The following is a 16,965-nucleotide window of genomic DNA, read 5'->3' on the forward strand; positions in this document are numbered from 1 at the left end:
CGGTGCGTGTATGCAGGAGAGTGCTGTCCATCGGCATATCCGTCGCACTCGATGCTTTGCAAACGATAAACACACTGTAAGGATAACTTATGAATAAGACTCAACTGATTGACGTAATCGCGGACAAAGCGGACCTTTCTAAAGCACAAGCTAAAGCTGCTTTGGAATCCACACTGGCTGCAATTACCGAATCTCTGAAAGACGGTGATCCAGTACAATTGGTTGGTTTTGGTACTTTCAAGGTAAACCATCGTAATGAGCGCACTGGCCGCAACCCACAGACTGGTAAAGAAATCAAAATTGCTGCAGCTAATGTGCCAGCGTTTGTTTCTGGTAAAGCACTGAAAGATTCTGTTAAATCTTAATAGTGTGTCAGTGAAAATAATAAGCAGGGGGGTGGCAAAGCCCCTTTTGTTTATGCAGCGGGTGCTGATGACCCTCGGTTTAGCCTTTGGTCTCAGCGCCTGTAGCAGTCAGTCAGGTTCCCCTCAATTTAGTGCCAGCGGATATATCGCCGATAGCGGTGTCGTTCGTTTATGGCGTCAGGATAATGCGCAGCAGCAGCCACAAGTGCTGATGAGCGTCTACAGCCCCTATTCCGGGGACAACACTCGCGTAACCTTCTACGAATATCAAAATGGCATTTTGCGGGAAATTCGGCGCAACGATTTGGGTCATAACCCGCAGAGCGTCGAGCTGCGTTTTGATGAACAAGGACAGGTGAGTTTTATGCAGCGCCAGTTGGCCGAACGGCGTGAGCAGCTCTCTGCGGATAATATCGCGGTCTATCAGTTGGAAGCGAAACGAATTCTCGAACAGAGCAGTGCACTGCGCGCCGGAAATGTCAGGTTAATTCAGGGACAGTGGCGAGATGGTGTGGTTACCACCTGTGATAAGAAGACGTTGCGATTGAAAGTTGACGATAACTCACAGGCATGGCTGAGCAAACGGGGAGAGGGCAGTGCGCAACCTCTGGGCGTCGCGTGGTTGGATTCGTCGGAGGGTCAGCAATTGCTGTTGGTTGCCAATCAGGACTTCTGCCGCTGGGAGCCGACAGCCGGTAGTTTGTGAGACCTGATAAGAAGCAGGGCACAGCAAGCTGCGCCCGTAGAATACAAGGGTAGATTTATTTACCGCGAGCAATCGCCCGATAACCAATGTCTTTACGGTAGAAAGCCCCTTCCCACTGAATATTTTCAGCTAACCGATACGCGTTTTGCTGTGCCTGGGCGACGGTGGCACCCAGCGCAGTTACACACAATACGCGACCGCCGCTAGTGACGACTTCATTATTGCCATTCAGTTTGGTTCCGGCGTGGAACACTTTACCGTCAGCTACCTCCTGCTGTGGTAATCCATGAATGACATCACCGTGGCGATAATCTGCCGGATAACCGCCAGCGGCCAACACCACACCCAGCGATGGACGCTCATCCCAGTCAGAGGTCTTCTCATTCAATTTGCCTTGCGCACCGGCTAAGCACAATTCAACCAAGTCTGAACGCATGCGTAGCATGATGGGTTGAGTTTCCGGGTCACCAAAGCGACAGTTGAACTCAATCACTTTTGGTTGCCCGTCAGCGGAAATCATCAGACCGGCATAGAGGAAGCCGGTATAGACATTACCTTCTGCCGCCATACCGCGCACTGTCGGCCAGATAACACTTTCCATCACTCGCTGATGAACTTCATCAGTGACTACCGGTGCCGGGGAATATGCCCCCATACCACCGGTATTCGGGCCGGTATCACCATCGCCAACCCGCTTATGGTCCTGGCTGGTGGCCATTGGTAATACATTTTCACCATCAACCATCACGATAAAGCTGGCTTCTTCGCCGTCGAGAAACTCTTCCACCACGATACGGTGGCCTGCATCACCAAAGGCATTGCCTGCCAGCATGTCATGAACGGCGGTTTCTGCTTCTTCCAACGTCATCGCAACAATCACGCCTTTACCGGCGGCCAGCCCATCTGCCTTAATCACGATCGGTGCACCGATTTCACGAACATAGGCTAAAGCAGGCTCCACCTCGGTGAAGTTCTGGTAAAACGCAGTTGGGATATTGTGGCGCGCCAGGAAGTCTTTCGTGAAAGCTTTAGATCCTTCCAACTGAGCCGCGGCTTGCGTTGGCCCAAAAATGGTCAAACCGGCTGCGCGGAAAGCATCAACCACACCAATAACTAACGGTGCTTCCGGGCCGACAATGGTCAGGCCAATATCATGGTTCTGGGCAAAGGCCAACAGACCCGCAATATCCGTTGCCGCGATATCGACATTTTCTAAACCAGATTCTAGCGCTGTGCCGGCATTGCCCGGTGCGACATAAATTTTGCCCGCTAAAGGCGACTGTGCTGCTTTCCAGCCCAGCGCATGTTCACGCCCGCCATTACCAATAATCAAAATATTCATCAGATGACTCCGTTAAGCGGGTTAATTAATGGCGGAAATGGCGCATGTCGGTAAAGATCATAGCGATGCCATGCTCATCAGCCGCAGCAATGACTTCATCGTCACGGATTGAACCGCCCGGTTGGATAACACAACTGATCCCGACAGATGCAGCAGCATCGATACCGTCACGGAACGGGAAGAAAGCATCGGAGGCCATGGCAGAACCGGCCACTTCTAATCCTTCATCCGCTGCTTTGATACCAGCGATTTTGGCAGAATAGACACGGCTCATTTGGCCTGCGCCTATACCGATAGTCATATTGTCGCGCGCATAGACAATGGCATTGGATTTTACGAACTTGGCTACTTTCCAGCAGAACAGTGCATCACGCAGTTCTTGCTCCGTCGGCTGGCGCTTGGACACCACACGCAGATCGGCTGCAGTCACCATACCTAAATCGCGGTCTTGGACCAGCAAACCACCATTGACGCGTTTGAAGTCCAGACCGGTAGCACGCTCCTGCCACTGGCCACAGGTCAGAACACGGACATTTTGTTTGGCGGCGAGCAATGCCAGTGCTTCAGCGCTGACCGCGGGTGCAATAATGACTTCAACAAACTGGCGGCTGATAATGGCGCTGGCGGTTTCGGCATCCAATTCACGGTTAAAGGCAATAATGCCGCCGAAAGCAGAGGTTGGGTCAGTTTTATAGGCTTTTTCATAAGCGGCGAGCAGAGAATCAGCAATCGCCACGCCGCATGGGTTGGCATGTTTGACGATCACACAGGCAGGCTCACTGAACTCTTTCACACATTCTAACGCCGCATCGGTATCTGCGATGTTGTTATAGGAGAGCGCTTTACCCTGTAATTGCTGTGCGGTAGCCACAGATGCCTCTTTAACCTCTTCTTCTATATAGAAGGCCGCTTGCTGGTGGCTGTTTTCACCATAGCGCATATCTTGTTTCTTTATATAGTTAAGATTCAGGGTGCGTGGGAAGTGGCCTGATGGTTGCTCTGTGTCACCATGATAAGCTGGCACCAGCGCGCCGAAGTAGTTGGCGATCATGCTGTCGTAGGCGGCGGTATGTTCAAACGCCTTGATAGCCAGATCAAAGCGGGTTGGATACGTCAACGAACCCTCATTATTATCTAGCTCAGTAATAATGGCGGGGTAGTCACTACTCTTGACCACGATAGCGACATCTTTATGGTTCTTGGCAGCGGAGCGCACCATGGTAGGACCACCGATATCGATATTCTCAACTGCATCTTCCAGTGAGCAATCCGGGCGAGCAACTGTCTGAGCGAACGGATATAGATTCACGACAACAATATCAATCGGCTGAATGCCATGTTGAGCCATGATGCCATCATCCTGACCACGGCGCCCCAAGATGCCGCCATGCACTTTTGGATGCAACGTTTTAACGCGTCCGTCCATCATTTCCGGGAAACCGGTATAGTCAGAAACCTCAGTGACGGGCAGACCCGCATCGGCCAGCAGGCGGGCAGTTCCACCGGTGGAAAGTAACTCGATGCCACGCTGAGAAAGTGCGGCGGCGAATTCGATGATACCGGCTTTGTCAGACACACTGAGTAGAGCACGGCGGATTGGGCGGCGTTGTTGCATGGTTTTATCCCTTGGCTTTGGAGTCGCAGTTATTCTTCGCAATCATTCAATAGAGCGTTATCTGAATCCTACCTTCTTATATAGATAACTATATAGAGAGGAACAAACTCAGATAACGTCCCAAATAGGGAGCAATGCCACTCTTTGCTGCTTTCAGCAGGGCGATTCATCCTCTACCACAATAAAATACGCTTTATCCTGAGTGGTATTCCCCAGTTTTATAAAAAATCACATCATGTCATCGATATTTTGCCGACAAGGTCACTCTTTTTCGCCGCGGGGAATTGTAGCGAAAACGATTGCGTGATGCTCGTCAATTTTGAGTGCAGATTCAATCTGTGGATAAGTTTGTGCACAACTGGGTATAAAGCGGGGTTTTGCTGTGGAATGCAGCAAACAGTCATTTTTATTGAAATTAGCGGTTGCGGGCGGCGCGGAACTCCCTATAATGCGCATCCATCGAGACGGCACACAACGAATCAAGTAGTTAAGTGACCGGCAAAGAGAACAGAGAAATTCAACAAAATTAGTAGTTGACTCTGAATGAGGAAAGCGTAATATGCGCACCTCGCGTTACCAACCACCGGTTGCTAACGCACTGCTCTTTAACAATTTATCAGACAATCTGTGTGGGCACTCGCAAGACGATATCGAAGCCTGTTTCGACAGGCAGAAGAAATATCAAAGTCTTGAAGAGTGACCAAAGCAGTACACATTTGAACTTCGGTTCGAATGCTTATTTGCAGAAAGTAATCTTTGAGCATCGCTGCTTTTATTAGCAGCAAATCAAACAAATCTTAAATTGAAGAGTTTGATCATGGCTCAGATTGAACGCTGGCGGCAGGCCTAACACATGCAAGTCGAGCGGCAGCGGGAAGTAGTTTACTACTTTGCCGGCGAGCGGCGGACGGGTGAGTAATGTCTGGGAAACTGCCTGATGGAGGGGGATAACTACTGGAAACGGTAGCTAATACCGCATGACCTCGCAAGAGCAAAGTGGGGGACCTTAGGGCCTCACGCCATCGGATGTGCCCAGATGGGATTAGCTAGTAGGTGGGGTAATGGCTCACCTAGGCGACGATCCCTAGCTGGTCTGAGAGGATGACCAGCCACACTGGAACTGAGACACGGTCCAGACTCCTACGGGAGGCAGCAGTGGGGAATATTGCACAATGGGCGCAAGCCTGATGCAGCCATGCCGCGTGTGTGAAGAAGGCCTTCGGGTTGTAAAGCACTTTCAGCGAGGAGGAAGGCAGTCGTGTTAATAGCACGGTTGATTGACGTTACTCGCAGAAGAAGCACCGGCTAACTCCGTGCCAGCAGCCGCGGTAATACGGAGGGTGCAAGCGTTAATCGGAATTACTGGGCGTAAAGCGCACGCAGGCGGTTTGTTAAGTCAGATGTGAAATCCCCGCGCTTAACGTGGGAACTGCATTTGAAACTGGCAAGCTAGAGTCTTGTAGAGGGGGGTAGAATTCCAGGTGTAGCGGTGAAATGCGTAGAGATCTGGAGGAATACCGGTGGCGAAGGCGGCCCCCTGGACAAAGACTGACGCTCAGGTGCGAAAGCGTGGGGAGCAAACAGGATTAGATACCCTGGTAGTCCACGCTGTAAACGATGTCGACTTGGAGGTTGTGCCCTTGAGGCGTGGCTTCCGGAGCTAACGCGTTAAGTCGACCGCCTGGGGAGTACGGCCGCAAGGTTAAAACTCAAATGAATTGACGGGGGCCCGCACAAGCGGTGGAGCATGTGGTTTAATTCGATGCAACGCGAAGAACCTTACCTACTCTTGACATCCACAGAACTTAGCAGAGATGCTTCGGTGCCTTCGGGAACTGTGAGACAGGTGCTGCATGGCTGTCGTCAGCTCGTGTTGTGAAATGTTGGGTTAAGTCCCGCAACGAGCGCAACCCTTATCCTTTGTTGCCAGCACGTAATGGTGGGAACTCAAGGGAGACTGCCGGTGATAAACCGGAGGAAGGTGGGGATGACGTCAAGTCATCATGGCCCTTACGAGTAGGGCTACACACGTGCTACAATGGCAGATACAAAGTGAAGCGAACTCGCGAGAGCAAGCGGACCACATAAAGTCTGTCGTAGTCCGGATTGGAGTCTGCAACTCGACTCCATGAAGTCGGAATCGCTAGTAATCGTAGATCAGAATGCTACGGTGAATACGTTCCCGGGCCTTGTACACACCGCCCGTCACACCATGGGAGTGGGTTGCAAAAGAAGTAGGTAGCTTAACCTTCGGGAGGGCGCTTACCACTTTGTGATTCATGACTGGGGTGAAGTCGTAACAAGGTAACCGTAGGGGAACCTGCGGTTGGATCACCTCCTTACCTAACGATACGCATTGCGTAGTGTCCACACAGATTGTCTGATGAATGTAAATGAGCAAGAGCACCTGTTGATGAGGGTGATGATTGTGTAATAAGACCTCGGTATCGAGTTTTTACTGCATCAGTCGTTCGAATGTGTCACCACATTTTCACCTTTACACAAAAATACTGAATCAGTGATTCAGTAGAAATTTTTGTGTCCCCATCGTCTAGAGGCCTAGGACACTGCCCTTTCACGGCTGTAACAGGGGTTCGAATCCCCTTGGGGACGCCACTCCGATAATGTGTGAAAGACATTATCAACTGAATATCTTAAAGATGACTTTAACGAGTCGTGTTTAAGATATTGCTCTTTAACAATCTGGAACAAGCTGAAAATTGAAACATTACAGCCGAAATTTATCTCTCCGTAGATGTACTGAGATAAAGAGTAACCTGTAATAGAGTCTCTCAAATAATCGCAATGCCAATGGGTAATCATTGTTGCAGTGTGAGCGAGAAGACACTCAGCAAGGCGTACAGCGCACAGCAACCGGAGTGAACTTAACGTTCATGAGGATTGCGCGCACTGCACAACATAGCAGAGTGTGTTCACAGCCACACCAATAACGAAAAACACCTTTGGGTTGTGAGGTTAAGCGACTAAGCGTACACGGTGGATGCCTAGGCAGTCAGAGGCGATGAAGGGCGTGCTAATCTGCGAAAAGCGTCGGTAAGCTGATATGAAGCGTTATAACCGACGATACCCGAATGGGGAAACCCAGTGCAATTCGTTGCACTATTGCATGGTGAATACATAGCCATGCAAGGCGAACCGGGGGAACTGAAACATCTAAGTACCCCGAGGAAAAGAAATCAACCGAGATTCCCCCAGTAGCGGCGAGCGAACGGGGAAGAGCCCAGAGTCTGAATCAGTTTGTGTGTTAGTGGAAGCGTCTGGAAAGTCGCACGGTACAGGGTGATAGTCCCGTACACCAAAACACACTTGCTGTGAACTCGATGAGTAGGGCGGGACACGTGACATCCTGTCTGAATATGGGGGGACCATCCTCCAAGGCTAAATACTCCTGACTGACCGATAGTGAACCAGTACCGTGAGGGAAAGGCGAAAAGAACCCCGGCGAGGGGAGTGAAATAGAACCTGAAACCGTGTACGTACAAGCAGTGGGAGCCTACTTTGTTGGGTGACTGCGTACCTTTTGTATAATGGGTCAGCGACTTATATTTTGTAGCAAGGTTAACCGAATAGGGGAGCCGTAGGGAAACCGAGTCTTAACTGGGCGTCTAGTTGCAAGGTATAGACCCGAAACCCGGTGATCTAGCCATGGGCAGGTTGAAGGTTGGGTAACACTAACTGGAGGACCGAACCGACTAATGTTGAAAAATTAGCGGATGACTTGTGGCTGGGGGTGAAAGGCCAATCAAACCGGGAGATAGCTGGTTCTCCCCGAAAGCTATTTAGGTAGCGCCTCGTGAACTCATCTTCGGGGGTAGAGCACTGTTTCGGCTAGGGGGTCATCCCGACTTACCAAACCGATGCAAACTCCGAATACCGAAGAATGTTATCACGGGAGACACACGGCGGGTGCTAACGTCCGTCGTGAAGAGGGAAACAACCCAGACCGCCAGCTAAGGTCCCAAAGTCATGGTTAAGTGGGAAACGATGTGGGAAGGCATAGACAGCCAGGATGTTGGCTTAGAAGCAGCCATCATTTAAAGAAAGCGTAATAGCTCACTGGTCGAGTCGGCCTGCGCGGAAGATGTAACGGGGCTAAACCATGCACCGAAGCTGCGGCAGCGACACTTAGGTGTTGTTGGGTAGGGGAGCGTTCTGTAAGCCGTTGAAGGTGACCTGTGAGGGTTGCTGGAGGTATCAGAAGTGCGAATGCTGACATAAGTAACGATAATGCGGGTGAAAAACCCGCACGCCGGAAGACCAAGGGTTCCTGTCCAACGTTAATCGGGGCAGGGTGAGTCGACCCCTAAGGCGAGGCTGAAAAGCGTAGTCGATGGGAAACAGGTTAATATTCCTGTACTTGGTGTTACTGCGAAGGGGGGACGGAGAAGGCTAGGCTAGCCGGGCGACGGTTGTCCCGGTTTAAGCATGTAGGCGGAGTGACTTGGTAAATCCGGTTGCTTATCAACGCTGAGGTGTGATGACGAGCCACTACGGTGGTGAAGTAGTTGATGCCAAGCTTCCAGGAAAAGCCTCTAAGCATCAGGTAACATTAAATCGTACCCCAAACCGACACAGGTGGTCAGGTAGAGAATACTCAGGCGCTTGAGAGAACTCGGGTGAAGGAACTAGGCAAAATGGTGCCGTAACTTCGGGAGAAGGCACGCTGGCATTAGGTAATGGGACTTGCTCCCGGCGCCGAAGCCAGTCGCAGATACCAGCTGGCTGCAACTGTTTAATAAAAACACAGCACTGTGCAAACACGAAAGTGGACGTATACGGTGTGACGCCTGCCCGGTGCTGGAAGGTTAATTGATGGGGTCAGCCGCAAGGCGAAGCTCTTGATCGAAGCCCCAGTAAACGGCGGCCGTAACTATAACGGTCCTAAGGTAGCGAAATTCCTTGTCGGGTAAGTTCCGACCTGCACGAATGGCGTAATGATGGCCAGGCTGTCTCCACCCGAGACTCAGTGAAATTGAACTCGCTGTGAAGATGCAGTGTACCCGCGGCAAGACGGAAAGACCCCGTGAACCTTTACTATAGCTTGACACTGAACATTGAGCCTTGATGTGTAGGATAGGTGGGAGGCATTGAAGTGTGGACGCCAGTCTGCATGGAGCCAACCTTGAAATACCACCCTTTAATGTTTGATGTTCTAACTCGGCCCCGTGATCCGGGGTGAGGACAGTGTCTGGTGGGTAGTTTGACTGGGGCGGTCTCCTCCCAAAGAGTAACGGAGGAGCACGAAGGTTAGCTAATCACGGTCGGACATCGTGAGGTTAGTGCAAAGGCATAAGCTAGCTTGACTGCGAGAGTGACGGCTCGAGCAGGTACGAAAGTAGGTCTTAGTGATCCGGTGGTTCTGAATGGAAGGGCCATCGCTCAACGGATAAAAGGTACTCCGGGGATAACAGGCTGATACCGCCCAAGAGTTCATATCGACGGCGGTGTTTGGCACCTCGATGTCGGCTCATCACATCCTGGGGCTGAAGTAGGTCCCAAGGGTATGGCTGTTCGCCATTTAAAGTGGTACGCGAGCTGGGTTTAGAACGTCGTGAGACAGTTCGGTCCCTATCTGCCGTGGGCGTTGGAAGATTGAGAGGGGCTGCTCCTAGTACGAGAGGACCGGAGTGGACGAATCACTGGTGTTCGGGTTGTCATGCCAATGGCATTGCCCGGTAGCTAAATTCGGAAGAGATAACCGCTGAAAGCATCTAAGCGGGAAACTTGCCTCGAGATGAGTCTTCCCTGGGGCTTTAAGCCCCCTGAAGGAACGTTAAAGACTATGACGTTGATAGGCTGGGTGTGTAAGTGCAGCGATGCATTGAGCTAACCAGTACTAATGATCCGTGAGGCTTAACCTTACAACACCAAAGGTGTTTTAGATTTGAGAGATAGAAATTTTCAGCGAAGTTCCGAGATTGGGCTGGCTGGCTGTGTGTAGGATTACATAGCGGGTTAGTTTAGACAGAATTTGCCTGGCGGCCATAGCGCGGTGGTCCCACCTGATCCCATGCCGAACTCAGAAGTGAAACGCCGTAGCGCCGATGGTAGTGTGGGGTCTCCCCATGCGAGAGTAGGACACTGCCAGGCATCAAATTTAGTTGTGCTGATATGGCTCAGTTGGTAGAGCGCACCCTTGGTAAGGGTGAGGTCCCCAGTTCGACTCTGGGTATCAGCACCAGTTACATGGGTTAAAGTTCGGTAGTAGTAGAAAAGAATTTACCTGGCGGCAATAGCGCGGTGGTCCCACCTGACCCCATGCCGAACTCAGAAGTGAAACGCCGTAGCGCCGATGGTAGTGTGGGGTCTCCCCATGCGAGAGTAGGACACTGCCAGGTATCAAATCAAGTAAAGACCCCATGCCAAAAGCGTGGGGTTTTTGCTTTTGTGCTATCCGAAAATAGATGTTAGTGACGAGTTTGTTGTATGCTGAAAATGTAGCTAAATCACAGATAGCCCTCAAAAATAGAGTCATAGAAAATGATAACCCTCTGCATTTGTAGAGGGTTTTTGCATTTTGGCAGTATCGAAAATATATGCCGACTGTTCACTGCACTAAGTGCTATTGAGATGGTGGTAATGAAACATTTTCAGGTTGTGGCAGATCACTCGACTTTTTACTGAAAACCCGCTATCTTCAGGCATCTAGAAGTCTAAACGTATAAACGGATATATTGAGGATATAGGCATGCCAATTAGGGTTCCTGATGAATTACCCGCAGTGAGTTTCTTACGCAATGAGAATGTCTTTGTGATGACCTCATCGCGCGCGAAAACTCAGGAAATTCGTCCCCTGAAGGTGTTGGTTCTGAATCTAATGCCTAAAAAAATTGAGACGGAGAATCAATTCCTACGTTTACTCTCTAACTCACCCTTACAGATTGATATCCAATTGCTGCGCATTGATAGCCGTGAGTCAAAAAATACGCCCGCAGAGCATCTGAATAACTTCTACTGTGACTTTGAAGATATCCAGGATCAGAATTTTGATGGGTTGATCGTGACTGGCGCACCTCTCGGTTTAGTTGATTTTTGTGACGTCGCATACTGGCCACAGATCGAGCGTATTATTGCTTGGGCAAAGGACCACGTGACCTCAACCTTGTTCGTATGCTGGGCGGTACAGGCGGCCTTAAATATCCTGTATGGCATTCCTAAGATGACTCGCGAGGCCAAACTCTCTGGTATTTACCAGCACCAAACTCGAGAGCCACTGGCACTGCTCACCCGAGGGTTTGATGAAACATTCCTGGCACCTCATTCTCGCTATGCCGATTTCCCACTTGAGGTGCTTAAGCAATATACAGATTTGGATATCCTGGTCTCATCAGAAGAGGCTGGAGCTTATTTGTTTGCCAGTAAAGATAAGCGAGTGGCTTTTGTTACCGGTCATCCTGAATACGACGTCGACACGCTAGCGGGTGAATATCAGCGTGATGTGGCCGCCGGTCTTAACCCACAAGTTCCACTCAATTACTTCCCTGATGACGATGCTTCTTTACCACCAAAAGCATCGTGGCGTAGCCACGGTCATCTGCTGTTTGCGAACTGGCTGAACTACTACGTGTACCAAATCACCCCATTTGATTTGCGCCATATGAATCCTACGCTCGACTGACTTTTTATCACCTCAAATGTTAATAAAGGCGGCTGAATCGATGCCGCCTGTCTATTATTCCCCAGTAAAAAAGCTTATTCCCCTTCGATAAACTGGTCTGATCTCTTTGCTAAACAATGAGTTATCTTCGAAAAACGCTAGTAATGGAAGCCTATTCCTATCTGTCTATAACACATACCTATGTTAACAATATGATAAATAAAGATTAAAAAAATATTTTAAATAAAAATGGAAATCGTTTTTGATTTTAATGATTAATTGATTATTCTTAGTCCTGTCGGGGTGAAAAATAACCATGAAATCCAGCCTTAAATTTCCAGCCGGAAGGCATTACCCGATAAGAATCCAAGAGTGACGCTACGTTAGCGTTGATGTGAATGAAGTGAGATTGGTAAGGGGAAGGGTAATGACACAACAGTTAGTTGGCACGGAGTTAGTTTTCACACCGCATTTTAATGCTGCTGAGCGGCAAGTTTTGCCAGATGAGACCATCGAATTTTTGACCGAATTGGTGGTGAAGTTTGCTGAGCCGAGGAACAAACTCCTTGCTGCACGGGCATCGTGGCAACAGACCATTGATCAGGGTGCTTTACCTGATTTTATTTCGGAAACCAATTCCATTCGTGATGGTGACTGGAAGATTCAAGGTATTCCTACAGACTTACGTGACCGCAGAGTGGAAATCACCGGGCCGGTTGAGCGCAAGATGGTGATTAATGCCCTCAATGCCAATGTGAAAGTCTTTATGGCCGATTTTGAAGATTCATTAGCACCGAGCTGGGATAAGGTTATCGAGGGTCAAATTAACCTGCGTGATGCGGTAAAAGGCACAATTTCTTATGCAAATGAATCTGGCAAAATTTATCAGTTAAAACCTAATCCTGCCGTATTGATTGCCCGGGTTCGCGGCCTGCACTTGCCAGAGAAACATGTTAAATGGCAAGGGGAAGCAATCCCCGGAGGCTTATTCGATTTCGCATTGTATTTCTACCATAACTATAAGCAATTACTGGCCAAAGGTAGCGGCCCTTATTTTTATTTACCAAAAATGCAATCCTATCAGGAAGCCGCCTGGTGGAGTGATGTTTTCAACTTTACTGAGCAACGTTTCGATTTACCACAAGGCACCATCAAAGCCACGGTATTAATTGAAACATTACCCGCAGTATTCCAGATGGACGAGATCCTCTACCACCTGCGCCATCATATTGTTGCTCTCAATTGTGGCCGTTGGGACTATATCTTTAGTTATATCAAAACGCTGAAGAATCACAGTGATCGTGTATTACCGGATCGCCAGTCAGTGACGATGACGAAACCTTTCCTCAGTGCCTACTCTCGCCTGCTGATCAAGACATGTCATAAGCGTGGTGCGTTGGCGATGGGCGGCATGGCGGCCTTTATCCCGAATAAAGATGCAGAAAAGAATGCTCTGGTACTGGATAAAGTTCGTGCTGACAAAGAGTTGGAAGCCAGCAATGGCCATGACGGTACTTGGGTTGCGCACCCAGGGCTGGCAGATACCGTGATGGAGGTCTTCAATCGGGTATTAGGTTCACGGCCAAATCAGTTAGAGGTCACGCGTGAGCAGGATAAACCGATCACGGCTGCTGAGTTATTGGAGCCTTGCACTGGCGATCGTACTGAAGAAGGGATGCGAGCCAATATTCGGGTGGCAGTGCAATATATTGAGGCATGGATCTCTGGCAATGGGTGCGTACCAATTTATGGCCTGATGGAAGATGCCGCAACAGCAGAGATTTCGCGTACTTCTATTTGGCAATGGATCCATCACCAGAAAAGCTTGAGTAATGGCCAGACGGTGACCAAAGAACTGTTCCGCAGCATGTTGAGTGAAGAAATGCAGGTAGTGAAGCTTGAGCTTGGCGCAGAGCGCTTTGATGGCGGGCGGTTTGAAGAAGCCGCGCGTCTGATGGAGCGAATTACAACACAAGACGAGCTTATCGACTTCCTGACGCTACCAGGCTATGCATTACTGGCCTAAAACACTCTTCGTCCTTGAAGCCGCAGCGGTGTTAGCTACGTTCGTTCACCCGAATCACTGACTTGTGTCAGCTCATCGGGATTCGTTCGCTTGCTGCCTACCTGCAACTCCAATGACTTTGGGTATCACACCCTATTTAACCCTACAAAATTGAATAATAAGGAATATCGCCATGACTACCTCTCGTACTCAACAAATTCAGCAGTTGGAACAGGAATGGACATCGCCGCGCTGGAAAGGTATCACCCGACCATATAGCGCAGAAGAGGTGATTAAACTGCGCGGTTCAGTAAATCCTGAATGCACGCTGGCGCAGCACGGAGCACATAAACTGTGGGAATTACTGCATGGTGGTGCGCGCAAAGGGTATATCAACTGTCTCGGTGCGTTAACCGGTGGTCAGGCTCTGCAACAAGCGAAAGCCGGTGTTGAGGCAATTTATCTGTCGGGCTGGCAGGTTGCCGCCGATGCGAATACCGCCTCTAGCATGTATCCCGATCAGTCGTTATATCCAGTAGACTCGGTCCCTGCGGTGGTTAAAAGAATTAATAATAGCTTCCGCCGCGCGGATCAGATTCAGTGGTCGAATAATATTGAACCGGGTAGCAAAGGGTATACCGACTATTTCCTGCCGATTGTGGCTGATGCTGAAGCCGGTTTTGGTGGTGTGCTGAATGCTTTTGAATTGATGAAAGCTATGATTGAAGCTGGCGCGGCGGGGGTGCATTTTGAAGACCAACTGGCTGCGGTGAAGAAATGTGGTCATATGGGCGGTAAGGTGTTGGTGCCGACTCAAGAAGCGATTCAAAAATTGGTTGCTGCCCGTTTAGCCGCCGATGTTCTGGGTGTGCCAACCTTGTTGATTGCCCGTACTGATGCTGATGCGGCTGATTTACTGACTTCTGATTGCGACCCATATGACAGTGAATTCGTGACCGGCGAGCGCACAGCCGAAGGCTTCTTCCGCACACATGCCGGTATTGAGCAAGCGATCAGCCGTGGTTTGGCCTATGCCCCTTATGCTGATTTGGTCTGGTGTGAAACCTCTACGCCGGACCTGGAACTGGCTAAACGCTTCGCGCAGGCGATTCATGCGAAATTCCCTGGTAAATTATTGGCTTATAACTGCTCGCCATCATTTAACTGGAAAAAGAATCTGACCGACCAGCAGATTGCCAGCTTCCAGGATGATCTGTCGGCGATGGGTTACAAATACCAGTTTATTACCCTGGCAGGCATCCACAGCATGTGGTTCAACATGTTTGATTTAGCCCATGCTTATGCGCAGGGCGAAGGCATGAAGCACTATGTTGAGAAAGTGCAGCAGCCAGAATTTGCATCAGCTGAGCGCGGTTATACCTTTGCATCCCATCAGCAAGAAGTGGGTACGGGCTACTTTGATAAAGTCACCAATATCATTCAGGGTGGCGAATCATCGGTGACGGCATTGACTGGCTCGACGGAAGAACAGCAATTCTAAATGCGGTTTGATTGAACGCGTGTCTTTCAGGAGCCTGCATATGCAGGCTCTGTTCCGTATGGCGGGGGTGAGTATGGCGGTAAAACTGGAACGATTAATCGCTCAGACAATCTTGCAGGGCTTCGATGCACAATATGGTCGCTTTCTAGAGGTTACTGCCAGCGCTCAACACCGTTTTGAGCAGGCGGACTGGCATGCCGTTCAGCAGGCGATGAAGAAGCGTATTCACCTCTATGACCACCATGTCGGTCTGGTGGTTGAGCAACTAAAGCACATCACCGATCAGCGCTGTTTTGATGCAGAATTTCTGGCACGGGTAAAAGAGATCTACACCGAGTTGTTGCCGGATTACCCGCGTTTTGAAATTGCGGAGAGTTTTTTTAATTCTGTTTACTGCCGCTTGTTTAAGCACCGTGATTTAACGCCGGATAAGCTGTTTGTTTTCAGCTCGCAACCGGAGCGGCGCTTTCGTGAGATCCCCCGCCCGTTAGCGCGCGATTTTTCCCCAAAAGGGGATCTGAGTGGCATGTTGCAGATGGTTCTTAGTGATTTGCCGCTACGTTTGCCGTGGGAAGATCTGCCGCGTGATATCGGCTATATCACAGAGGCTCTTCGGCAAGCATTCCCTGATGAGCAACTGATAGGCGCACGGTTTCAAATCGCTAATGAACTGTTTTATCGCAATAAAGCGGCTTGGTTAGTCGGTAAGTTGCGGTTGGCTGAAGGGGTTTATCCCTTCCTGCTCCCCATCCATCACAATGAATCTGGAGCCCTATTTATTGATACTTGCCTCACCGGTAAAGCGGAGGCCAGCATTGTGTTCGGTTTTGCTCGCTCTTACTTTATGGTTTATGCCCCGCTGCCAGCGGCAATGGTGGAATGGCTACGGGAAATATTACCGGGTAAATCGACAGCTGAGCTGTATATGGCAATTGGTTGCCAGAAACACGGCAAAACTGAAAGTTATCGTGAATACCTCACCTTTGTTCATCAATCCAGTGAACAGTTTATTATCGCCCCAGGGGTTAAAGGCATGGTGATGCTGGTGTTTACCCTACCGTCATTTGATCGGGTATTTAAGGTCATTAAGGATCAGTTTGCGCCGCAAAAAGAGGTCAGCCAGGCACGAGTTTTAGAGTGCTATCAATTGGTTAAAGAGCATGACCGCGTCGGGCGCATGGCGGATACTCAAGAGTATGAGAATTTTGTTATTGATAAGCAGCGGATAAGCCCGGAGTTACTGGCCGAACTACAACGGGAAGTGCCGGAAAAGTTAGAAGATTTAGGCGACCAAATCATTATTAAGCATCTCTATATGGAGCGGCGGATGACGCCATTGAACCTTTATATGGAGCAGGCCAATGATCAGCAACTAAAGGATGCTATCGAGGAGTATGGTAATGCCATTAAGCAGTTGGCTGCGGCAAATATCTTCCCCGGTGATATGTTATTTAAGAACTTTGGTGTGACCCGCCATGGTCGCGTGGTGTTCTATGATTACGATGAAATTTGCTATATGACAGAGGTGAATTTCCGCGATATTCCGCCAGCGCGCTACCCGGAAGATGAGATGGCCAGCGAGCCGTGGTATAGCGTATCGCCCAATGATGTATTCCCTGAAGAGTTTCGTCATTTCTTATGCACTGATCTGAAAATACGGCATTTTTTTGAGGAGATGCACAGCGACCTGTTTCACGCCAGCTATTGGCGTGGGTTGCAGCAGCGTATTAAGGACGGGCATGTGGAGGATGTTTTTGCCTATCGCCGTAAGCAGCGCTTCTCACAGCGGACGTTAAATTAACGGCTACTGCGC

General features: G+C 49.7%; 9 protein-coding genes, 2 tRNA genes, 4 rRNA genes and 1 pseudogene. 13 read left to right on the forward strand and 3 right to left on the reverse strand.

From position 1 onward, the window contains the following. Positions 1–89: 89 nt before the first annotated feature. Positions 90–365 (forward strand): DNA-binding protein HU-alpha, encoded by a 276-nt coding sequence (locus tag A6J66_018760; protein PNM26023.1) that lies wholly within the window; start codon positions 90–92, stop codon positions 363–365. Between the two features lie 52 nt (positions 366–417). After that, positions 418–1,071, forward strand: a complete 654-nt coding sequence (locus A6J66_018765; GenBank protein PNM26024.1) for a DUF1481 domain-containing protein — start codon at positions 418–420, stop codon at positions 1,069–1,071. A 55-nt stretch (positions 1,072–1,126) separates the two neighbouring features. Here A6J66_018765 and A6J66_018770 read toward each other — a convergent pair whose 3' ends face one another. Then, a complete protein-coding gene (locus A6J66_018770) occupies positions 1,127–2,413 on the reverse strand; it encodes a phosphoribosylamine--glycine ligase (GenBank protein PNM26025.1) in 1,287 nt (428 codons plus the stop codon). Between the two features lie 25 nt (positions 2,414–2,438). Then, on the reverse strand, positions 2,439–4,028 hold the full coding sequence (purH, locus tag A6J66_018775; protein ID PNM26026.1) for a bifunctional phosphoribosylaminoimidazolecarboxamide formyltransferase/IMP cyclohydrolase: 1,590 nt from the start codon (positions 4,026–4,028) through the stop codon (positions 2,439–2,441). A 144-nt stretch (positions 4,029–4,172) separates the two neighbouring features. On the opposite strand from purH, the gene A6J66_018780 reads away from it, so the two are divergent. Continuing rightward, on the forward strand, positions 4,173–4,523 hold the full coding sequence (locus A6J66_018780; protein ID PNM26027.1) for a hypothetical protein: 351 nt from the start codon (positions 4,173–4,175) through the stop codon (positions 4,521–4,523). Between the two features lie 121 nt (positions 4,524–4,644). Here the strand turns inward: A6J66_018780 and A6J66_018785 are convergent. Then, positions 4,645–4,822: pseudogene (locus A6J66_018785) on the reverse strand (hypothetical protein). A gap of 5 nt (positions 4,823–4,827) precedes the next feature. On the opposite strand from A6J66_018785, the gene A6J66_018790 reads away from it, so the two are divergent. The 10 genes from A6J66_018790 to A6J66_018835 all read left to right on the forward strand — a co-directional run bounded on the left by A6J66_018790 (position 4,828) and on the right by A6J66_018835 (position 16,953). Beyond that, positions 4,828–6,373: ribosomal RNA gene (locus A6J66_018790) — 16S ribosomal RNA — on the forward strand. A 195-nt stretch (positions 6,374–6,568) separates the two neighbouring features. Beyond that, positions 6,569–6,644 (forward strand) — tRNA-Glu (locus A6J66_018795). A gap of 349 nt (positions 6,645–6,993) precedes the next feature. Beyond that, positions 6,994–9,931, forward strand: a 23S ribosomal RNA gene (locus A6J66_018800). Between the two features lie 92 nt (positions 9,932–10,023). Continuing rightward, positions 10,024–10,139, forward strand: a 5S ribosomal RNA gene (rrf, locus tag A6J66_018805). A gap of 15 nt (positions 10,140–10,154) precedes the next feature. Next, a tRNA-Thr gene (locus A6J66_018810) sits at positions 10,155–10,230 on the forward strand. Between the two features lie 41 nt (positions 10,231–10,271). After that, positions 10,272–10,387, forward strand: a 5S ribosomal RNA gene (gene rrf, locus A6J66_018815). The 16S, 23S and 5S rRNA genes sit together here with 2 tRNA genes alongside, the layout of an rRNA operon. Positions 10,388–10,737: 350 nt before the next feature. Next, positions 10,738–11,667: a homoserine O-succinyltransferase gene (locus A6J66_018820; protein ID PNM26028.1), complete on the forward strand. Its 930-nt coding sequence runs from the start codon at positions 10,738–10,740 to the stop codon at positions 11,665–11,667. 406 nt (positions 11,668–12,073) lie between these two features. Then, positions 12,074–13,672, forward strand: coding sequence for a malate synthase A (locus tag A6J66_018825; GenBank protein ID PNM26029.1), 1,599 nt, complete (start codon positions 12,074–12,076; stop codon positions 13,670–13,672). Between the two features lie 172 nt (positions 13,673–13,844). After that, positions 13,845–15,152 (forward strand): isocitrate lyase, encoded by a 1,308-nt coding sequence (locus tag A6J66_018830; GenBank protein PNM26030.1) that lies wholly within the window; start codon positions 13,845–13,847, stop codon positions 15,150–15,152. Positions 15,153–15,225: 73 nt separating this feature from the next. Next, on the forward strand, positions 15,226–16,953 hold the full coding sequence (locus A6J66_018835) for a bifunctional isocitrate dehydrogenase kinase/phosphatase (protein ID PNM27076.1): 1,728 nt from the start codon (positions 15,226–15,228) through the stop codon (positions 16,951–16,953). Positions 16,954–16,965: the final 12 nt, after the last annotated feature.

The organism is Yersinia enterocolitica, from assembly GCA_002082245.2.
Classification (GTDB): Bacteria; Pseudomonadota; Gammaproteobacteria; order Enterobacterales; family Enterobacteriaceae; genus Yersinia; species Yersinia enterocolitica_E.